The 19,447-nt window shown below is 60.5% G+C and carries 17 protein-coding genes; 7 read left to right on the forward strand and 10 right to left on the reverse strand.

The features are described from left to right. Positions 1 to 216 precede the first annotated feature (216 nt). From JJD74_RS18890 to JJD74_RS18915, 6 genes are all read left to right on the forward strand, one after another. The gene (locus tag JJD74_RS18890; protein ID WP_234451801.1) at positions 217 to 693 is read left to right on the forward strand and encodes an RNA polymerase sigma factor; all 477 of its coding nucleotides are present in this window, start codon (positions 217 to 219) and stop codon (positions 691 to 693) included. Further along, positions 690 to 1,664: a FecR domain-containing protein gene (locus JJD74_RS18895; protein WP_200616548.1), complete on the forward strand. Its 975-nt coding sequence runs from the start codon at positions 690 to 692 to the stop codon at positions 1,662 to 1,664. The genes JJD74_RS18890 and JJD74_RS18895 overlap by 4 nt, the downstream gene beginning before the upstream one ends. Before the next feature lie 210 nt (positions 1,665 to 1,874). Beyond that, complete coding sequence (locus tag JJD74_RS18900; protein WP_200616549.1) at positions 1,875 to 4,310, forward strand: TonB-dependent siderophore receptor; 2,436 nt, start codon at positions 1,875 to 1,877, stop codon at positions 4,308 to 4,310. A gap of 74 nt (positions 4,311 to 4,384) precedes the next feature. After that, positions 4,385 to 5,515, forward strand: coding sequence for a PepSY-associated TM helix domain-containing protein (locus JJD74_RS18905; protein WP_200616550.1), 1,131 nt, complete (start codon positions 4,385 to 4,387; stop codon positions 5,513 to 5,515). After that, complete coding sequence (locus tag JJD74_RS18910) at positions 5,512 to 5,691, forward strand: hypothetical protein (protein WP_042561436.1); 180 nt, start codon at positions 5,512 to 5,514, stop codon at positions 5,689 to 5,691. Before JJD74_RS18905 ends, JJD74_RS18910 begins: the two co-directional genes overlap by 4 nt. A 172-nt stretch (positions 5,692 to 5,863) precedes the next feature. Beyond that, on the forward strand, positions 5,864 to 6,493 hold the full coding sequence (locus tag JJD74_RS18915; protein WP_200616551.1) for a glutathione S-transferase: 630 nt from the start codon (positions 5,864 to 5,866) through the stop codon (positions 6,491 to 6,493). Positions 6,494 to 6,737: 244 nt separating this feature from the next. Here JJD74_RS18915 and creD read toward each other — a convergent pair whose 3' ends face one another. The 4 genes from creD to rloA2 all read right to left on the reverse strand — a co-directional run bounded on the left by creD (position 6,738) and on the right by rloA2 (position 10,950). Continuing rightward, positions 6,738 to 8,108 (reverse strand): cell envelope integrity protein CreD, encoded by a 1,371-nt coding sequence (gene creD, locus JJD74_RS18920; RefSeq protein WP_042561438.1) that lies wholly within the window; start codon positions 8,106 to 8,108, stop codon positions 6,738 to 6,740. Positions 8,109 to 8,277: 169 nt separating this feature from the next. Continuing rightward, positions 8,278 to 9,696 carry a two-component system sensor histidine kinase CreC gene (creC, locus tag JJD74_RS18925; RefSeq protein WP_200616552.1) on the reverse strand — a complete coding sequence of 473 codons (1,419 nt, stop codon included), beginning with the start codon at positions 9,694 to 9,696 and terminating at the stop codon, positions 8,278 to 8,280. Next, on the reverse strand, positions 9,696 to 10,376 hold the full coding sequence (gene creB / locus JJD74_RS18930; RefSeq protein ID WP_200616553.1) for a two-component system response regulator CreB: 681 nt from the start codon (positions 10,374 to 10,376) through the stop codon (positions 9,696 to 9,698). Before creB ends, creC begins: the two co-directional genes overlap by 1 nt. Positions 10,377 to 10,443: 67 nt before the next feature. After that, a complete protein-coding gene (gene rloA2 / locus JJD74_RS18935; protein WP_042561441.1) occupies positions 10,444 to 10,950 on the reverse strand; it encodes a retropepsin-like aspartic peptidase RloA2 in 507 nt (168 codons plus the stop codon). 247 nt (positions 10,951 to 11,197) lie between these two features. On the opposite strand from rloA2, the gene JJD74_RS18940 reads away from it, so the two are divergent. Beyond that, entirely contained in the window at positions 11,198 to 12,085 is an 888-nt protein-coding gene (locus JJD74_RS18940) for an acyltransferase (RefSeq protein WP_042561442.1), read from the forward strand. Position 12,086: 1 nt separating this feature from the next. Here the strand turns inward: JJD74_RS18940 and JJD74_RS18945 are convergent, their stop codons facing one another. The 6 genes from JJD74_RS18945 to JJD74_RS18970 form a co-directional block, all read right to left on the reverse strand. Further along, complete coding sequence (locus JJD74_RS18945) at positions 12,087 to 12,644, reverse strand: DUF2780 domain-containing protein (RefSeq protein ID WP_042561443.1); 558 nt, start codon at positions 12,642 to 12,644, stop codon at positions 12,087 to 12,089. Between the two features lie 209 nt (positions 12,645 to 12,853). Beyond that, positions 12,854 to 14,053: a formaldehyde dehydrogenase, glutathione-independent gene (gene fdhA, locus JJD74_RS18950; protein ID WP_042561444.1), complete on the reverse strand. Its 1,200-nt coding sequence runs from the start codon at positions 14,051 to 14,053 to the stop codon at positions 12,854 to 12,856. A 204-nt stretch (positions 14,054 to 14,257) separates the two neighbouring features. Further along, positions 14,258 to 15,115: a formyltetrahydrofolate deformylase gene (gene purU, locus JJD74_RS18955; protein WP_042561445.1), complete on the reverse strand. Its 858-nt coding sequence runs from the start codon at positions 15,113 to 15,115 to the stop codon at positions 14,258 to 14,260. Between the two features lie 200 nt (positions 15,116 to 15,315). Next, entirely contained in the window at positions 15,316 to 15,948 is a 633-nt protein-coding gene (locus JJD74_RS18960; protein WP_042561446.1) for a sarcosine oxidase subunit gamma, read from the reverse strand. Positions 15,949 to 16,092: 144 nt separating this feature from the next. Continuing rightward, positions 16,093 to 19,110 carry a sarcosine oxidase subunit alpha gene (locus JJD74_RS18965; protein WP_200616554.1) on the reverse strand — a complete coding sequence of 1,006 codons (3,018 nt, stop codon included), beginning with the start codon at positions 19,108 to 19,110 and terminating at the stop codon, positions 16,093 to 16,095. Continuing rightward, positions 19,107 to 19,436, reverse strand: a complete 330-nt coding sequence (locus JJD74_RS18970; RefSeq protein ID WP_042561448.1) for a sarcosine oxidase subunit delta — start codon at positions 19,434 to 19,436, stop codon at positions 19,107 to 19,109. Before JJD74_RS18970 ends, JJD74_RS18965 begins: the two co-directional genes overlap by 4 nt. Positions 19,437 to 19,447: the final 11 nt, after the last annotated feature.

Here is a 19,447-nt window from a genome sequence, read left to right on the forward strand (position 1 = left end):
CTGCCGAAGGCTGCGATCTTTTGATCTTATAAACAGCAAAATCAAAAGATCGCAGCCTTCGGCAGCTCCTACACAGGGCAGCACCCGACCAGTGGCCAATTGCTAACCATTCCCACCTCTGCCACAATCGCGAACAATTCGCGTTAGTTAATATTTCCCAATCGGTGATGTCCGGTGTCGTCAGTCCCAAGCCCTCACAGTGAGCTCGTCGGTGCGATGTATCGCGACCATCGCGGTTGGCTGCTGGCGTGGCTGCGGCGCAATGTGGCGTGTCCGCAGCGTGCCGAAGACTTGAGCCAGGACACTTTCGTACGCCTGCTCGGCCGCGATGAACTGCTGACACCGCGCGAGCCCCGGGCCTTCCTGGTGGCGATCGCCAAAGGGCTGCTGTTCGATTACTTCCGCCGCGCTGCCCTCGAACAGGCTTACCTCACCGAACTGATGCTGATTCCCGAAGGTGAACAACCGTCGGTGGAAGAACAGCAACTGATCCTCGAAGACCTCAAGGCCATCGACCGCCTGCTCGGTAAACTGTCGACCAAGGCCCGCACTGCGTTCCTTTATAACCGCCTCGATGGCCTCGGCCATGCCGAGATCGCCCAGAAGCTCGGTGTGTCAGTGCCGCGCGTGCGCCAGTATCTCGCTCAGGGCATTCGTCAGTGCTACATCGCGCTGTACGGTGAGCCAACATGAGTCCGGCCAGTTCCAGACCGGTACCGGCGCATGTGCTGGACGCGGCGATAGCCTGGCAACTGACGCTCGATTCCAGCAGTCCGTTGGAGCGCGAAGAATTCGTCAAGTGGCATGCGGCCCATGAAGAACACGCCCGCGCCTGGCGCCAGTTGGGCATGCTCGATCAGCGATTCAGCGTCGCCAAAGGGCCGGCCCGCAGTGCGCTGCTGCAATCGCGCGAAAGCATTCGCCGCCGCGTACGCAAATTGGGGAGTGGTCTGGCCAGCGTTGTCGCGGTGGTTGGTCTGGCCTTGTTTGCCGGTGAACGCTATGTGCCGCTCGATTACTGGCTCGCCGACCAGCGTACCGCCACCGGCGAACAGCGCACTGTGCGGTTGGCCGACGGCACGTTGCTCAACCTCAATACCCACAGCGCCGTGGACGTGCGCTTCGATGCGAAGCAGCGCCTGATTGTTTTACAGGAAGGCGAAATCCTCATCGAAACCGCTCACGGCGACACGCGCCCCTTTATTGTCGAGACTCGCGAAGGCAGCATGCGCGCGCTCGGCACACGGTTCCTGGTTAAGCGCGAGGAACAAGGCACGCGCCTGAGCGTGCTGCAATCGGCGGTGGCGGCGCATACGCAATCGAACCCTGAAGAACAGATCCTTCGCGAGGGCCAGCAAGTGCTGCTGCGCAGTGACGGGCTTGGCTCGGTTGTCGCCCTCACTCCCGGCGCCGATGCCTGGACACGCGGGATGCTGGTGGTCGACAACGCACGACTGAGCGATCTGGTCCATGAACTGGGTCGCTATCGCCACGGGCATTTGGGCGTGGCACCGGAAGTGGCCGATTTGCGCATTACCGGCAGCTTCCCGTTGCATGACACCGATAAAGCCTTGAGCGCGCTGTTACCGACCCTGCCGGTGCAGATCGAGCAGCGCACACCGTATTGGGTCACCGTGGCGAAGGCTGAGCCAAAGCCTGATTGAGGTGGTGACTGAACCATCGCTTTCGCGAGCAGGCTCGCTCCCACATTGGAAATGAGTCCCCCCTGTGGGAGCGAGCCTGCTCGCGAAGGCATCATCTGCCACAACGTCGATTTCCAGTTAATCGAAATTATTTCCATCCAGCCCTATCACTTTTTGATTTTCATCCGGCACACAGGCAATTGAGAAATATTTTCATTCAGGAGCCGCCGTATGTCCCGTTCGCTAGACACCTTGTTGCGCCCCAGTTTGCTGGCGGTCGCCATTGCCCTCAGCACTCCGCTGGTCAGCAGCCAACTGATCGCTGCTGAACAAGCGTCCAGCGTTCGCGCCTACAACCTGCCGGCCGCGCCGCTGTCGACCACCCTGAACCAGATCGCCAGCCAGGGCGGCCTCGCGCTGTCGCTGAACCCGGCGCTGGCGGCGGGCAAGACTTCGGCGCCCGTGAGCGGCCAATACGACGCCGCCGGCGCTTTGCGCGCAGCACTGCGTGGCACCGGCCTGCAACTGGAACAAAGCAGCACCGGCACTTACACCTTGGTGGCTGTGCCGGAAGGCGTGATGGCGCTGCCGGAAACATCGGTCATCGGTGTAGAGAATCTGGAAACAGCCTGGAGCCCGGTCGAGGGCTACACCGCCACGCGCACCGCCGCCGGCAGCAAAACCGACACAGCACTGGTCGAAGCCCCACGTTCGATCTCGGTAGCGACCCGTCAGCAAATGGAAGACCGAGGCGTGCACAGTCTCGATGACGCCGTGCGCTACATGCCGGGCATCACCGCCAGCAGCTACGGCAGCGACACTCGGGCCGACTGGCTGCGCGTACGCGGCTTCGAACCGACCCAGTTCCTCGACGGTCTGCCGCTGCCAAAAGGTGTGTACGCCAACCCGAAACAGGAAACCTGGAACCTCGACCGCCTCGCCCTGCTGCGCGGCCCGGCGTCGTCCGTCTACGGCCAGACCCCGCCGGGCGGCTTGCTGGACATGGTCAGCCGTCGCCCAAGCGACATCACCAGCAGCGAAATCCAGTTGCAGTACGGCAGCGACAACCATCGCCAGATCAACTTCGCCAGCACCGGCAAGATCGATGAGGCCGGTCAGTTTCTCTATGGCATCAGCGGCGTGGTGCGTGACAGCGGTACGCAGGTCGACCACGTCGACAACAAGCGCTACAACATTGCGCCGAGCCTGACCTGGAACATCGACGAAGATACCAAGTTCACCCTGCTGAGCCAGTTCACCCGCGACGATACCGGCATTACCAGCCAGTTCCTGCCGATTCAGGGCACCAAGATCAAATCGCCATTCGGTGATATTTCCCATCACAAGAATCTCGGTGATCCGGACTGGGAATACTACGACCGCACTTACTACGCATTGGGTTATGCCTTCGAGCATCGCTTGAACGACACCTGGCAGTTCAAGCAGAACCTGCGTTACACCAAGTCGGATCTGTCGTTCCAGGCACTGACGGTTGGCTCGTATCCATTCACTGAAGTCGATGACCAGGGCAACGTCGGTCGCTCGTCCACGAGCGTCGATGAAGACATCAGCCAGTTCGCGGTGGACAACAACTTCCAGGCTGACTTCGCTACCGGTGACATCCGCCACACCCTGCTGCTGGGCCTGGATCATCAGCGCAGCAACACCAACTACACCTCGATTTTCGGCTTTTCGGATACCACTCCGGGTACCAACGTAATCAACCCGATCTACGGCCAGCCAATCGTGCGTCCGGCGCGCTCCACTGCGTTCTACGACTACAACCAGAAGACCTATCAGACCGGCCTGTACGTGCAGGACCAAATGGCCCTCGACCAGTGGCGCCTAACCTTGGGCGGGCGTGAAGACTGGGTGCACACCAGCACTCAGTTCATCAACAAGGGCGATGCCACCAACACCCAGCGCGACAAGGCGTTCAGCGGCAACGCGGCGCTCAGCTATGTATTCGATTCGGGCTTCGTGCCGTACCTGTCGTATGCCGAATCCTTCCAGCCGACCACTGGCGCCGACGCCACGTCCACCGGTTCGCTCAAGCCCACCGAAGGCAAGCAATGGGAACTGGGCATCAAGTATCAGCCGCCGGGCAGCAAGACCCTGCTGAGCGCCGCTGTGTATGACCTCACCCAAAAGAACGTCTCGGTCAACACGTTCGTCGACGGCGTGTCGATCACCAGCCAGACCGGCGAAGTGAAAGTCAAAGGCCTGGAGCTGGAAGCGGTCTCCGACGTCACCGAAAACCTGAAAGTCATCGCCGCCTACACCTTGGCCAAGTCTGAAGTGCAGAATGGCGCCGACAAAGGCAATCGCCTGCAACTGATGCCGAATCAACAGGCCTCGCTGTGGACCGACTACACCTGGCACACCGGCGTGCTTGATGGTTTCGGTGTGGGTGCCGGCGTGCGTTATACCGGCAACACCTACGGCGACAAAGCCAACACCTGGCTGGGCAAGGCGGACGCTTACACCGTGTTCGACGCGAGCGTGCATTACGACCTCGGACGTCTGGACAACAGCCTCAAAGGTGCGTCGCTGGCACTCAACGCGACCAACCTGTTCGACAAGGAATACATTTCCACCTGCGACAGCTTCTACTGCTACTACGGCGACACGCGCAGCGTCGTCGCCAGCGCCACTTACAAGTGGTAAGCGACTGAGCTGAAACAGGCCCTGTAACCTGGCCGTCCCTCGCGGACGGCTTTGGTGTTTTTGAAGGTCATGAAATGAAAAGTAAAACAATTCGCCGCTGGTCGTTCATCCACACCTGGACCAGCCTGATCTGCACCGTGTTTTTGCTGATGCTGGCCCTGACCGGGTTGCCGTTGATTTTCCATCACGAGATCGAACACGCGCTCGGCGATGCGCCGCACGTGCGCGAGATGCCGGCCGACACACCGCGCCTGAATCTGGCGCAACTGGTGCAGGCTGCCGAACAACATCGCCCTGACGAAGTCGTGCAGTACTTCGGCTTCGACGACGATGAGCCGAACGCGGTGCTGACGATCATGGCGAAGACTGCCGGCACCGAACCGAACTCCTCACACACCTTCATGCTTGACGCGCGCACCGGCGAAGCGCTGGAAACCCCTTCGGCCAACGGCGGTTTGATGCTGTTCATCCTGCGCCTGCACGTCGACATGTTCGCTGGGCTGCCGGGCAAACTGCTGCTGGCGTTCATGGGTTTGCTGTTTGTCGTCGCGATTGTTTCGGGGACGGTGTTGTACCTGCCGTTCATGCGCCGGTTGAAGTTCGGCACCGTACGCCAGGACAAATCCACGCGCCTGCGCTGGCTCGACCTGCATAACCTGATCGGCGTCGTCACACTGACCTGGGCACTGGTGGTCGGCGTGACCGGTGTGATCAGCGCATGCGCCGATCTGCTCATCGCCGCCTGGCGCAACGATGCGCTGACCACGCTGATCGCACCTTATCGCGATGCACCGCCGCTGACGCACCTGGCACCGGCCACCCGCTTGCTCGACATTGCCGGCGAAGTCGCCCCCGGCATGAAGCCGGATTTCATTGCCTTCCCCGGCACGCGCTTTTCCAGCGAGCATCATTACTCGGTGTTCATGAAGGGCGGTACGCATTTGACGTCGCACCTGCTGACGCCGGTGCTGATCGACGCTACCACCCTGAAAGTCACCGCCATCGCCGAACGCCCGTGGTACATGGACGCCATGGGCATGTCGCAGCCGCTGCACTTTGGCGACTACGGCGGCATGCCGATGAAAATCCTCTGGGCGACGCTCGATGTGCTGACGATCATCGTGCTCGGCAGTGGCGTGTACCTGTGGGTGGTTCGGCGCAGGGCGGCCAAGCCTGTGCTGGAAACGGCGGAGGCGTCTGCATGAAGCCGCGTCAGTCGAATTTCTGGAAGGTGTTCAGCACACCGCTGGTGATTGCGTTGCTCAGTGCCGCGGGGTTGTTCGCGGCATTGTTGGGGGATGGTATCTGGGATGCGTTGAGCTGGGTCGGGCTCGGCGTGCCGGCGGTTCTGGCCATAAAAGGATTGCTGCAGCGAAGCTAGAAAACGTGTGGGAGCGAGCCTGCTCGCGAAAGCGCTCTGACATTCAACATCAACGTTGACTGTACCGACGGCTTCGCGAGCAGGCTCGCTCCCACATTGGTTTTGCGCAGGGATTGAGGAGGCGGCGCTACGCGCTATGCTGCCCCTTCACCATTTTGATCGAGGTTTGCCAATGTCCGCCCCCAGCATGACCCTGTTCCACAACACGCTTTCCCCGTTCGTACGCAAAGTGATGGTGTTGCTGCATGAGACCGGTCAGCAGGATCGCGTTGCGCTGCAAGACTGCGTCCTCAGCCCGGTCAGCCCGGACCCGGCGCTCAACGCCGACAACCCGCTGGGCAAGATTCCGGCCCTGCGCCTGGCCGACGGCACCGTCATCCATGACAGCCGCGTCATCCTCGAATACCTCGATCACCAGCATGTCGGCAACCCGCTGATCCCCCGCGAAGGCTCGGCCCGCTGGCGGCGCCTGACCCTGGCCTCGATGGCCGACGGGATCATGGATGCTTCGGTCATGGTGCGTTATGAACTGGTGCTGCGCGCGCCAGAAAAACACTGGGATGAATGGCTCGAAGCGCAACGCGAGAAAATCCGCCGCGCCCTGAATCTGCTGGAGAACGACGCCATCGCCGAGCTGACCAGCCACTTCGACATTGCCGCGATCAGCGTGGCCTGTGCCCTGGGTTATCTCGACCTGCGTTTCCCGGACCTGGGCTGGCGCGAGGCCAACCCGCAACTGGCCAGCTGGTTCTTTGAAGTCAGTCAGCGACCGTCCATGATCGCGACCATGCCCAAGACCTGAATCTGAGGTGCCTGGTCCGGCCTTATCGCTGGCAAGCCAGCTCCCACAGTGGATTTGGGTGTAACAGAGATATCTGTTTCATCACAGAACCTATGGGAGCTGGATGTGGCAGAGAGAACTGATCCAGCACAAATCTTGTGGGAGCTGGCTGGCCAGCGATGGCACCACCTCGGTTCCGGCGGTAGTGACGCAACAATCAGCGTCACCAACACCTCAGCCTCACGCTGATCCTCTCGCAATCCACTCATTGCACCGCTCCAATATCAAACTCCAGCGGTTTGGCCGGTTTCTGCCCGATCCCGTACCAATCCAGTTTGCGCGTCAGCACCATGAATACACCCAGCAAGCCAAACAGCAGCAGCGAGCCCATCAACAGCGCATAGTCCTCGGCGCTCAGCAAGCCATAGAGCAAGCCATACAACGCCGCCAAACCCGCCGAAAAACTCAAGCCATGCCGCACGCTGTGCAGCACATGACAGACATAGAACCCGATCAACACCACACAACCGCTGGCCGATAGCAGATACGCCGGGCCAAAACCGATGTGCTCCGACAGCGACAGCAACAACAGATAAAAGAACGCCAGCGCCACACCCACCAACGCGTACTGCACCGGGTGCACCGCCAGGCTCTTGAGCACTTCGAACAGGAAGAAACCGGCGAACGTCAGCACGATAAACAGCAACGCATATTTGATCGCACGGTCGCTCTTCAGATACTGATCCACCGGATCGATGAAACTTACGCCGAAGCTGCGGCCATTGAAGGCCTCGCAATCATTGCTGCTCGCACAGCGGCTCATGGCGTCCTGCAAGTTGGTGGAGAAGAAGGTGGTCTGCCAGTCAGCGCTGAACCCGGCGTCATTGATTTCGCGTTTGGCCGGCAGGAAGTTGCCGACAAAACTCGGATGCGGCCAGTTGGCGGTGAGGCTCACGCTGCTGCTCTTGCCCACCGGCAGCACTTGCAGCGAACCGGTGCCTTGCAGACGCAGGTCGAAGCCGAACGCCAGTTCCGTGGCTTTGCTGGCGTCGAGCAGTGGCAGCGTCACCCGTACGCCTTCGCCGAGCCAGCCGACTTGCGTACCGGGAACGAAGTCCAGGCGCTGACCGTCGAGTTCCAGTTTCAAAGCGTTTTCGATGCCGCGAATGTCACTGATGCCGACCGCGAGAAACGGTGCATCGAACTGATAGTCGACGAAGTCTTCCTTGATGCCCAATTGCGCCGGCAGGGAGAAATGCCCGTTGATGCGGTTATCAGCGTGGAACAGCCGCGCCTCGTAAATGCCCCGGGCGCGCAGTTCGGTCTGCACCTGACCATCGAGTTCGAAGCGTTCCGGCAGGAAGTACAAACGCCCGCGCTCTTCGCCAGGCTCGTCATAACGCTGATTGGTTTTGTCGTTGATCTTCCAGTTGTGCACCACTTTGCGATACGGCACCACCATCACCGGCCCGCTCAACTGCTGGCTGTAACTGGAGCTGCGAGCGATGTCTTCAAGCACGCCGTCACGCAGTTGCTGGCGATCATCGATAACGCCGTCGATCATCAGCAGCGGCACCAGCAACAGCAGGATCAGCAGGCCAATGGCCCCCAGCTTTATGGTTAGATTCTTGTTCATGGGACTCTCCCTGTTTTGATGGGCAGAGTCTGGCGGGGCTGTATGGAAGGAATGTGGGGGGAATATGGAGATTGTGTGGAAAGATCAAAAGATCGCAGCCTTCGGCAGCTCCTACAGGTGTACGTGACCCTATGTAGGAGCTGCCGAAGGCTGCGATCTTTTGGCGGTATCAAGGCATGCGCAATGTCACTTCAACCCCACTCTCGACATTGCGAATGCTCATCGAGCCGCCATGCAACTTGACCACTTCTTCAACGAAATTGAGCCCAAGCCCGGTGCTCTTGCGCCCACTGTCCGGGCGCGGCAGCGAGTAGAAGCGTTCGGTCAAACGCGGCAACGCATAGTCGGGAATCGGTGAGGTTTCATTGAACAAGCGGACTTCAATCTGCTCCCCCAACCGTTCGGCACTAACGCGCAGCAAGCCCTGACGCGGGGTGAAATCCAGCGCATTCTCCAGCAGATTGCCCAACGCCTGACGCAGCAGAAATGGCTCGCCGATCAGCAACAGATCCGCCGCGACAGCTTGTTCAACGCGCAACTGTTTGCCTTCAATTCGCGCAGCCTGGGCGTGCAACAACTCATCGACCAACACTGCCAGCGGCACGGCTACGCGTTCCTCCAGACCCTGGCGCTGCTCCACTTGCGCCAGATTCAGCAAGCGCTCGATCAACTGCTGCATCCGTGCACTTTCGCTGTCGATGTTGCCGACAAACCGCAGGCGCTGCGCCGGTGCCATCTCGCCTTGCAACAACTCCGCCGCGCCACGAATCGCCGCCAGTGGACTTTTCAGTTCATGGGTAAGTGTGTGCACGTAACGCTCGACGTAGGCCTTGCCCTCCAGTTGCGTGCGCATCTGCTCCACCGCTGTCGCAAGCTGCTCCAACTCACCACCGCGATAGTGCGGCACTTCCACCCGCCGCCCTTCGCTGACGGCCTGAGCGTAACCGGTCAAGCGATGCAGCGCGCGACTCAGCCACCACGATAGCAATGCGCCGAACAGCAGACCGAGGCCGATCAACCCGGCGCCGTAAAGCAACAGGCGCCGCTCGGTGCGATCGACATACGGCTGCAAAGAGCTGTTGGGCTTGGCCACCGTGACCACACCGATAATGCGGCCGTTGTCACGAATGGGCGCACCGACGTGCATCACCGAAGAACTCGGGTCATCCGCATCGCTGCGGCTGGAACGGGCACCGTATTCGCCACGCAGGGTCAGGTAGACGTCGTTCCAGCGCGAATAGTCCTGCCCTACCGCCACGCCATTGGAGTCCAGCACGACAATGCCATTGGCGTCGGTGACATAGATGCGGTGGTTGACCTGATTCTTCGGCAAGCCCCAGATCGTCGCTTGCGGCTGGCGTTCGCCGTAAGCACGGAGCAATTGCGGCCAGCGATTCTCACTGAGGGTGCCGGCCTTGAAGTCGTCTCGCAGGATCTCCGCCATCAGGTTGGCGGTATCGACCAACGTTTCTTCGGTGGACTGACGCACGCCAGGGCGAATTTCTTCCATCACGGTGTTGAGCACGAAATAACCGGTCAGGCCGACAAACAGCACATACACCAGAAAAATTCGCAGGCCCAACGACATCAGCTATGCCCCGGGCTGTAGCTGTAACCGAGGCCACGATGAGTCTGGATTGGCTCGGCTTCAGCGCGGACCAGGCGCAGTTTGGCGCGTACGCTTTTGATGTGGCTGTCGATGCTGCGCTCGTACCCGGCATCGGCGGCCACGCCCAGCGCATCGAGTAATTGTTCGCGACTGAACACCCGCTCCGGTTGTTCGAGCAGGCATTGCAGCAGGCGGAATTCATGGCGCGTGAGGCTCAATGTCTGACCGCGATAGCTGATCTGGACGCGCTCGGGATCAATGCGAAACAGTGTCGAAGAGGCCTCAATGACGGGACGCGGCGCCATACGCTTGAGGATTGCCCTCACCCGCGCCGCGACTTCCCGTGGGCTGAACGGCTTGACCACGTAGTCGTCAGCGCCGATTTCCAGCCCCACCACACGATCAATCTCGGCATCGCGAGCACTGAGGAACAGCACCGGCACTTCACTGAAACGCCGCAGCTGTTTGCAGGTTTCGAAACCGCTGATGTCTGGCAGGCCGATGTCGAGGATGATCAGATCAGCCGGTGTCTGCCGTTGATGCTCAAGCGCCGCCTCGCCAAGGCTCACCCACGTGGTGGTGAACCCCTCGCCCTGCAAGGCAAAAATCAGCGTGTCGGCAATCGCCGCTTCGTCTTCGACAATCAGGATATGAGGCATGGCATCCGAGCCCGTGGTTGAGTGCGCGAACGTTGCCCCAAGCCTGACGTTACGTCAATGAGACCACTTAGCAGTCAGGCTTGTCAGCCGTGTAACGACGCGCCGGGTTTACTGCCGCGTCAAACTCACGCAAGGCTTTGGCCCCGATCAACAGCGGATAGTTGAAGTGGCTGCGATCCGTTAGGTTGACCTCCACGGTGCGTTTGACGTTACCCAGGCACAGCTCCAGATCGACCACCGGGCGTTTGGCCGCTTCAGTGGTTTCGCGCTCATCGTCGTCCTCGTCGGAACGACTTTTGATCTTGCTGATGCGCGCGACCTTGTGTTCATAAACCTTGTTGCTGGCATCTTTGGTGGCGAGGCGGAAACGTACCCAGTCGTCGCCATCGCGGGTGAAAGTCTCGATGTCCTTGGCCGACAGCGAGGCAGTCAGCGCGCCGGTGTCCATCTTGGCCTTGAGCACTTCACCACCGATTTCCGGCAACGCGATGTATTCATAGCGCCCGTAGAGGGTCGGCTCAGCGGCCATGACCGGCAGAGCGACAAGGGCAAACAGTGCAAGGAGGGATTTCACGTAAGGGGCTTCCTTGAGGAGTTAGGCAACGGGATTTTAGACCGTTGTCTTTGAATTCGTTCGGCAAACGACAGATCAAAAGATCGCAGCCTTCGGCAGCTCCTACAGTGATCAGGGTAGGAGCTGCCGAAGGCTGCGATCCTTTTGATCTTAGTGGTGCAAAGGTGAAACATTCGTCAGCGCAGATTTGGCCTGTCGCCCGAAGCTGCTTATCATGGCGAGCACATCCGTCTTCAAAGAGTTCCTTATGCGCCGCCTGCTCACCGGCTGTTTCGTCACCCTGCTGCTGTTGCTCAACACCCTGATCCTGATCGGGCCGTTGCTGGTGTTTGCCTTGCTCAAACTGATTGCGCCCGGCCGCTGGCGCGATCATGCGTCGGCGGCGGTGATGTGGATCGCCGAGACCTGGGCGGAAATCGACAAGCTGATTTTCCGCCTGTGCATCCCGACTCAGTGGGACATTCGCGGTGGCGAAAACCTGCGCCGGGACACCTCGTATCTGGTGGTCAGCAACCATCAGTCGTGGGTCGACATTCCGGCACTGATCCAGACCCTCAACCGACGCACGCCGTTCTTCAAGTTCTTCCTTAAAAAGGAGTTGATCTGGGTGCCGTTCCTGGGTTTGGCCTGGTGGGCACTGGACTACCCGTTCATGAAGCGCTACACCAAGGCGTTTCTGGCGAAAAACCCGGAACTGGCGGGCAAGGATCTGGAAATAACCAAAGCCGCCTGTGAGCTGTTCAAGCGCCAGCCGGTGACGGTGGTAAATTATCTGGAAGGCACGCGCTACACGGCTGCCAAAAGCAGCCAGCAGCAATCACCGTTCAACCAATTGCTCAAGCCCAAGGCCGGCGGCGTGGCGTTCGTGCTGGCGGCGATGGGTGAACAGCTGGACGCGATTCTCGACGTCACCGTGGTTTATCCACAGCAGAAGATTCCGGGATTCTGGGACTTGATCAGCGGCGGCGTGCCGCGAGTGATCGTCGACATCCAGACCCGCGAACTCGACCCCGCGCTGTGGCAGGGCGATTACGCCAACGATCCGGTGTTTCGCGAGAAGGTCCAGAACTGGGTCAACCAACTCTGGACGCTCAAGGATCAACGCATCACCGAGTTACGCGGCGAGCGGAGCTGATTCAGCTACCGGTGCCGGTGCCCCAGATGCTGCCAAGGCTGCTCAACAGCGAACCGCCGACGCCCTGCTGACCGAGGTATTGCAGGATCACCGGGGCAAATTGGCCGATCATGCCGCTGTCCATGCCCAGCGCGCTGAACGCGTTGTTCAGGTCATTGGTGTCCTTGACGTTGCCCAGCGCGTTTTCCAGACCGGCGGATTTGCCCGACGAACCGAGCAAACCGCTCAATGCCGCCAGATTGCCGCTGCCACCCGAGAGCTTGTCGATGCCCGGCACTTCCTTGGCCAGCTGCGAGTAGTCAGTGCTGCTCAGCTGGTTTTTCGCCAGGCCCAGCATCGCACTGGTGCCACCAACGGCTTGCTGCGGCGTGACGTCCAAAGCGCTAAGCGCGCTCAACAGACCGGCGGTTTCCGAGGTCGGCGCCGCGGCGGCAGCTTTGTCACCGCCCTGCATGCCCGAAACCGCCCCCGCTACATCGTTGAGGCTGAAACCGGCAAGCGCGGGGCCTGCGGTCAGCGCCATCAATGAGGCCAAGGCAAAACCGCGTGCAATCTTCATTTCAGACATCCTCTTGTGACGTAAAGACCGTTCATTCAACGATCAAACTGCCGGTTTGACCGGGTATGCGCCGCCATGTTCCGGAACCGCAAGCGTCACTGTCGCAGAGCCTGTGTGGAGAAACTGTGAAATACCGTGAGCGAAGGTTGCGTGGCGCTGTGATGGATAAAAAAACGGCGACCAATGGTCGCCGTTTTTTTCTCGCTCGCTTACGCGGCACTGAACAACTTGTGCGGATCAATCACAAACTTCTTCGGTACACCGGCATCGAACTCGCCATACCCTTCCGGCGCCTGATCGAGGCTGATCACCTGCACGCCCACCACTTCGGCAATGTTGATGCGATCCCACATGATCGCCTGCATCAGTTGGCGGTTGTACTTCATCACTGGCGTTTGCCCAGTGTGGAAGCTGTGGGATTTGGCCCAGCCCAGGCCGAAACGAATGCTCAGGCTGCCCATTTTCGCAGCGGCGTCGACGGCGCCCGGATCTTCAGTCACGTAAAGGCCCGGAATACCGATCTTGCCGGCCACGCGCACCACGCCCATCAACGAGTTGAGTACAGTGGCCGGGGCTTCGGATTTGACGCCGTCGTGACCGTGTCCACGGGCTTCGAAGCCAACGCAGTCCACCGCGCAATCCACTTCCGGCTCGCCCAACAGCGCGGCGATCTGTTCGTGCAGCGGGGTGTCTTTCGACAGGTCGACGATCTCAAAGCCCTGCGCTTTGGCGTGGGCCAGGCGGATGGTGTTGACGTCGCCAACGATCACTACTGCTGCGCCGAGAAGGCGTGCCGATGCGGCGGCGGCCAGACCGACCGGGCCGGCACCTGCGATGTAAACCGTGCTGCCCGGGCCTACGCCTGCGGTGACTGCACCGTGATAACCGGTCGGCAGGATGTCAGAGAGGCAAGTCAGGTCGCGGATTTTCTCCATGGCCTTGTCGCGATCCGGCAGTTTCAGCAGGTTGAAGTCAGCGTAGGGGACCAGCACGTATTCAGCCTGGCCACCGGTCCAGTCACCCATGTCGACGTAACCGTAAGCACCGCCGGCACGGGCCGGGTTGACGGTCAGGCAGACGCCGGTGTGTTGCTCTTTGCAGGAACGGCAGCGCCCGCAAGCCACGTTGAACGGTACGGAAACCAGATCACCGATTTTCAGGTTTTCGACGTCGGAGCCTTTTTCGATCACCTCGCCGGTGATCTCGTGGCCCAGCACCAGACCGGTCTGCGCCGTGGTACGGCCGCGCACCATGTGTTGGTCGGAGCCGCAGATGTTGGTGGAAACCACTTTGAGAATGACCCCGTGCTCGATCTTGCGACCGCGCGGGTCCTGCATTTTCGGATAGTCGATTTTCTGTACTTCGACCTTGCCAGCGCCGAGATACACCACACCACGATTGCCAGACATGCTTTCACCTCGCTGTTGTTTTTATGGAACCGCGTTGCCCAGGCAGGCAGCGCGTTAAGTGCTCGGGTTATTGCTTGTTGGTTTTGCGTTGTCAGTAATGGCCCCTTCGCGAGCAGGCTCGCTCCCACAGTGGATCTTTGGTGTGACAGAGACCTTTGTTTCAACACAAATCCCTGTGGGAGCGAGCCTGCTCGCGAAAGCGATCTAAAGAACGACCGTACGATTGGCGTTAAGAAACACCCTGCGCTCAATGTGATAGCCAACGGCGCGAGCCAAGGTCAGGCCTTCGATGTCGCGCCCCTTGGCAATCAAATCTTCCGGGTAATGGCTGTGATCCACCGCCTCGACACCCTGGGCAATGATCGGCCCTTCATCGAGATCGTTGTTGATGTAGTGCGCCGTCGCGCCGACCAGTTTCACGCCTTTGTTGTAAGCCTGGTGATACGGTTTGGCGCCCTTGAAACCCGGCAGCAGCGAGTGATGAATGTTGATCGCCTTGCCATCGAGCTTGCGACACAGCTCTGGCGACAGCACCTGCATATAGCGGGCGAGGATGACCAACTCGGCGCCAGACTCTTCGATCACCTGCCAGACCTGGCGCTCTTGCGACGGTTTGTCGTTGGGATCGAGAGGGAAATGGTAGTAGGGAATCTGGTGCCAGTCGGCCAACGGCTTGAGATCCGGATGATTAGACACCACCGCCGCGACATCCATCGACAACTGGCCGATGCGCTGGCGGTAGAGCAAGTCGTTGAGGCAGTGATCAGCCTTGGAAACCATGATCACTACCTTTGGCCGGTAGTTCGGCGCAGTCAGCTCGAAGATCATGCCAAACGCCTGACCCCGTTCTGCGAGGCCGGCGCGAAAGGCTTGTTCGTCGAAGCCGTCGGGCTGGCGGAATTCCACGCGAATGAAGAAGCGGCCGGAGAGCCGGTCATCGAACGAGTGGTGCTCGGTGACGTAGCAACCCTGCTCGAACAGAAAACGCGTGACCGCGTCCACAGTGCCGAGGACGCTTGGGCAGTCGGCGGTCAGAATCCATGTGTCTGGGGCGCGGCTCATGGTGCGGTGACTCCTGTTCTTTGTGCGGGGTGTCAGGTTTTCCCCTCACCCTAGCCCTCTCCCGGAGGGAGAGGGGACTGACCTAAGTGTCTGCCGAGTTACATCGACCTGAAATCTCGCGGGTGAATGCAGATCGCAAAAACACCCGAGATCGGCTCCCTTTCCCCTCTCCCCCTTGGGGGAGAGGGCTGGGGGGCTTTTTATGCCTGAACGCTCAACCCGTATTCAGCCGAAGCATCCTGCAACCACAACCACCAGTAATCCGAGAAGCTGCGGCGGATCAGCAGTTCCCAGGTGTCTTCAGCGGTATGGCGAATCATCAGTTGCGACTTGGCGAACACCGTGCCCACCGCTTTACCGACCGGGAAGCTGTTCGGATGCACGTCGTAGCTGGTGGACTTCATCAGCACCTGACGCACGTTCGGCCCGCTCAGTTCGAGCAGTTGCTGACCACCGCTGACGTTGACGATCGCGATATGCAGGTCGCCCAGCGCTTCACGCAGTTTCTGTTCAGCGGCGAACTCCTCACCGCTTGGCACGATCAGCAGCCATTCATCCGGGCCCATCCATTGCAGGCTGGTTTCGCCCTCGACGATCACGCTCAGGGCGCCGGGCAATTCGATGCCCAGTGCTTTGTGCACGCCAGCGGCGAACGCTGGATCATGACCGTCGCCACGAATGGTCAGATGGCCGAGGAGTTTGCGCTCACGCACGATCACGCCGGCGTTCTTGCGGCCCTTGCCGACCAGGCTGGCAAGGTCGGCATGGTGCAGCGACGACTCGGCACGGGCACCGGTGGTCGGGCGTTGTTGGTACACGTTGGCTGTGGTCATAAAGCACCTTTGCTGAATTCTGTTGGTTCCTGTGGTGGCTGATCTGCCGCTTTCGCGAGCAGGCTCGCTCCCACAGGTGAACGCGGTCGAATGTGGGAGCGAGCCTGCTCGCGAATAGCCGCCCGCCCACAGTTCTCGAGACCATCAAATGTTCTGGCGATCACCCTTCGGATCGAAGAACACCGAAGAAACGATTTCCGCCTCGATCACGCTGCCGTCCGCCAACGGTGCAAACACCCGCTCGCCAAGACGCTTCAAACCGCCCTTCACCACGCCCATCGCAAACGAATAGCCCAGGGAGTTGTGCGCATAGCTGGAAGTCACGTGGCCGACCATGGTCATCGGGATCGTCTGTTTAGTGTTGAACACCAACTGCGCACCTTCCGGCAGCCATTTGGTCGGATCGATCGGCTTCAGGCCCACCAACTGCTTGCGCTGATCACGCACGCAGTCTTCACGGTTCATGCCGCGCTGGCCGATCCACGAGAACGGTTTGGTGCGACCGACACACCAGCCCATGTTCAAGTCATCCGGGGTCATCGAGCCGTCAGTGTCCTGACCGACAATGATGAAACCCTTCTCGGCCCGCAGGACGTGCATGGTTTCAGTGCCGTACGGGGTCAGGTTGTACTGCTTGCCCGCCTCGACGATTTTCTCCAGCACGCCCATCGCGTAGTCGGCCTGCACGTTGACTTCATACGACAGCTCACCGGTGAACGAAATGCGGAACACCCGCGCCGGCACACCGCCGACCAGACCTTCTTTCCAGGTCATGAACGGGAACGCTTCGTTGCTCAAATCGATATCGGTGACAGCGCTGAGCAGCTTGCGGCTGTTCGGGCCGGACAGGGTCATGGTTGCCCAGTGGTCGGTCACGGAGGTGAAGTACACCTTCATGTCCGGCCATTCGGTCTGGTGGTACAGCTCCAGCCATTGCAGGACGCGAGCGGCGCCGCCAGTGGTGGTGGTCATGACGAAATGGTTGTCGGCCAGGCAAGCCGTCACGCCGTCGTCGAAGACCATGCCGTCTTCTTTGCACATCAAACCGTAACGGGCCTTGCCCACATCGAGTTTGGTCCAGGCGTTGGTATATACGCGGTTAAGGAACTCGCGGGCATCCGGGCCTTGAATGTCGATCTTGCCCAGCGTCGAGGCGTCGAGCAGGCCGACGCTGTCGCGCACGGCTTTGCATTCGCGCTTCACAGCGGCATGCAGGTCTTCGCCGTTTTTCGGGAAGTACCACGGACGCTTCCACTGGCCGACGTCTTCGAACTCGGCGCCGTTTTTCAGGTGCCATTGATGCAGTGCGGTATAACGCACCGGCTCGAAGATGTGCCCGCAGTGGCGGCCGGCGATCGCGCCGAAAGTCACTGGCGTGTAGTTCGGGCGGAACATCGTGGTGCCCATCTGCGGGATGGTCACGTTCAGCGAACGGGCGGCGATGGCCAGACCGTTGACGTTGCCCAGCTTGCCCTGATCGGTGCCGAAGCCCAGCGCGGTATAGCGTTTGACGTGCTCGACCGACTCGAAACCTTCGCGAGTCGCCAGTTCGATGGCGGCGGCGGTGACATCGTTTTGCAGGTCGACGAATTGCTTCGGCGCCCGTGCGGTGCCCTTCTCATGCGGCACCTGGAACAGCGCCAGCGTCGGCTCTTCGTGACGACTCAATGCTTTTGGCAGCACGCCTTCAACGGTCTGGAAACCGGCTTCGGCAGCGGCGCGCACGCCACCTTCAAAACCGTCAGCCAGCGAATCGCCGAGACCGTAGACACCGTTGATGCCACCGACACACACGCGTTTCTGCGGTGCTTCGCCCGGTACGAAACCGAGGATGTCTTCACGCCAGGTCGGCTTGCCGCCCAAGTGCGAGGCCAGGTGAACCACCGGGCTGTAGCCGCCGGAGCTGGCGACCACGTCGCAGTCGAGCCATTCGCCCGGACTGGTCACGGCATGCGCTTTGACATCAATCGCGGCGACGCGGGCAGCGGTGACGCGCTTGCTGCCTCGGGTCTCGATCACGGCGCTGCCGGTGAGGATGCGGATGCCTTTGGCGCGAGCCTCTTCAACCAAGGCGCCACGCGGATTGCTGCGAGCATCGGCGATGGCCACCACTTGCAGGCTGGCGTCGAGCCAATCGAGCGCCACGCGGTAGGCGTGATCGTTGTTGGTGCTGAGGACAAGTTTCTTGCCCGGCGCTACGCCGTAACGGCGCACGTAAGTCGAAACAGCGCCGGCGAGCATGTTGCCCGGCACATCGTTGTTGCCGTAGACCAGCGGACGCTCGCAAGCGCCAGTGGCCAGCACCACACGCTTGGCGCGAACGCGGTGGATGCGCTGACGCACCTGACCGATTGGCGCACGGTCGCCGAGGTGATCGGTGAGGCGTTCGTGAATGGTCAGGAAGTTGTGGTCGTGGTACCCGTTGACCGTGGCGCGCGGCAGGATCAGCACGTCCGGGGTGTTTTTCAGTTCGGTGATGACGCTGGCGACCCACTCCAACGCAGGCTTGCCGTCGAGGCTTTCGCGCGAATCAAGCAGGCTGCCGCCAAACTCTTCCTGCTCATCGGCGAGGATCACGCGAGCACCGCTACGCGCAGCGGCCAGTGCTGCAGCGAGACCGGCCGGGCCACCGCCAACAACCAGCACGTCGCAGTGCTGGTTCATGTAGTCGTAGGTGTCCGGATCATTCTCGGTCGGCGAGCGGCCAAGACCTGCAGCCTTACGAATGTACTTCTCGTAAGTCATCCAGAACGATTGCGGGTACATGAAAGTTTTGTAGTAGAAGCCCGGCGGCATCAGCTTGCCGCCGACCTTGCCGAGAATCCCCATCATGTCGTTGTTGACGCTCGGCCAGCCGTTGGTGCTGGTCGCGACCAGACCCTGATACAGCGCCTGTTGCGTGGCGCGTACGTTGGGGATCTGCGTGGCTTCGGTAGCACCGATCTGCAGTACCGCGTTCGGCTCTTCGGCACCGGCGGCGAAGATGCCGCGAGGACGCGAATACTTGAAGCTGCGGCCGATGATGTCGACGCCGTTGGCGATCAGCGCCGAGGCCAGCGAGTCACCCTCGAAGCCTTTGTAGCTCTGACCGTTGAAGGTGAAGCTCAGCACTTTGTTGCGGTCGATCCGTCCACCGTTGGACAGGCGATTGGTCTGGCTCATACCTTCTCTCCCAGCGCCGTCGTGGCTGTTTTCGCAGCATCAGCCTTGTCGGTGAATTGCGGCTTGGTGCCGATCTTGTAGGTTTCGAGAATCTCGTAGGTCACGGTGTCGCGGGTGACGTTGAAGTACTGGCGGCAACCGGCGACGTGATCCCACAGTTCGTGGTGCAGACCGCGTGGGTTATCGCGGAAGAACATGTAGTCGCCCCACTCCGCATCGGTGCAGCTTGCTGGGTCCAGCGGACGCGGAATGTGCGCCTGGCCGGATGCGTGGAATTCCTCTTCGGAGCGCAGCTCGCCGCAGTGAGGACAGAAGATATGCAACATGGGATTTCTCC

Source organism: Pseudomonas sp. MF6776, assembly GCF_016613125.1.
Taxonomy (GTDB): Bacteria; Pseudomonadota; Gammaproteobacteria; order Pseudomonadales; family Pseudomonadaceae; genus Aquipseudomonas; species Aquipseudomonas iridis.

What these genes read in the sequence shown, in the direction of transcription:
- JJD74_RS18890 (WP_234451801.1), top strand. Translation starts at nt 217, where the DNA reads ATGTATCGCGACCATCGCGGTTGGCTGCTGGCGTGGCTGCGGCGCAAT.
- JJD74_RS18895 (WP_200616548.1), top strand. Translation starts at nt 690, where the DNA reads ATGAGTCCGGCCAGTTCCAGACCGGTACCGGCGCATGTGCTGGACGCG.
- JJD74_RS18900 (WP_200616549.1), top strand. Translation starts at nt 1,875, where the DNA reads ATGTCCCGTTCGCTAGACACCTTGTTGCGCCCCAGTTTGCTGGCGGTC.
- JJD74_RS18905 (WP_200616550.1), top strand. Translation starts at nt 4,385, where the DNA reads ATGAAAAGTAAAACAATTCGCCGCTGGTCGTTCATCCACACCTGGACC.
- JJD74_RS18910 (WP_042561436.1), top strand. Translation starts at nt 5,512, where the DNA reads ATGAAGCCGCGTCAGTCGAATTTCTGGAAGGTGTTCAGCACACCGCTG.
- JJD74_RS18915 (WP_200616551.1), top strand. Translation starts at nt 5,864, where the DNA reads ATGTCCGCCCCCAGCATGACCCTGTTCCACAACACGCTTTCCCCGTTC.
- creD (WP_042561438.1), bottom strand. Translation starts at nt 8,108, where the DNA reads ATGAACAAGAATCTAACCATAAAGCTGGGGGCCATTGGCCTGCTGATC.
- creC (WP_200616552.1), bottom strand. Translation starts at nt 9,696, where the DNA reads ATGTCGTTGGGCCTGCGAATTTTTCTGGTGTATGTGCTGTTTGTCGGC.
- creB (WP_200616553.1), bottom strand. Translation starts at nt 10,376, where the DNA reads ATGCCTCATATCCTGATTGTCGAAGACGAAGCGGCGATTGCCGACACG.
- JJD74_RS18940 (WP_042561442.1), top strand. Translation starts at nt 11,198, where the DNA reads ATGCGCCGCCTGCTCACCGGCTGTTTCGTCACCCTGCTGCTGTTGCTC.
- JJD74_RS18945 (WP_042561443.1), bottom strand. Translation starts at nt 12,644, where the DNA reads ATGAAGATTGCACGCGGTTTTGCCTTGGCCTCATTGATGGCGCTGACC.
- fdhA (WP_042561444.1), bottom strand. Translation starts at nt 14,053, where the DNA reads ATGTCTGGCAATCGTGGTGTGGTGTATCTCGGCGCTGGCAAGGTCGAA.
- purU (WP_042561445.1), bottom strand. Translation starts at nt 15,115, where the DNA reads ATGAGCCGCGCCCCAGACACATGGATTCTGACCGCCGACTGCCCAAGC.
- JJD74_RS18960 (WP_042561446.1), bottom strand. Translation starts at nt 15,948, where the DNA reads ATGACCACAGCCAACGTGTACCAACAACGCCCGACCACCGGTGCCCGT.
- JJD74_RS18965 (WP_200616554.1), bottom strand. Translation starts at nt 19,110, where the DNA reads ATGAGCCAGACCAATCGCCTGTCCAACGGTGGACGGATCGACCGCAAC.
- JJD74_RS18970 (WP_042561448.1), bottom strand. Translation starts at nt 19,436, where the DNA reads ATGTTGCATATCTTCTGTCCTCACTGCGGCGAGCTGCGCTCCGAAGAG.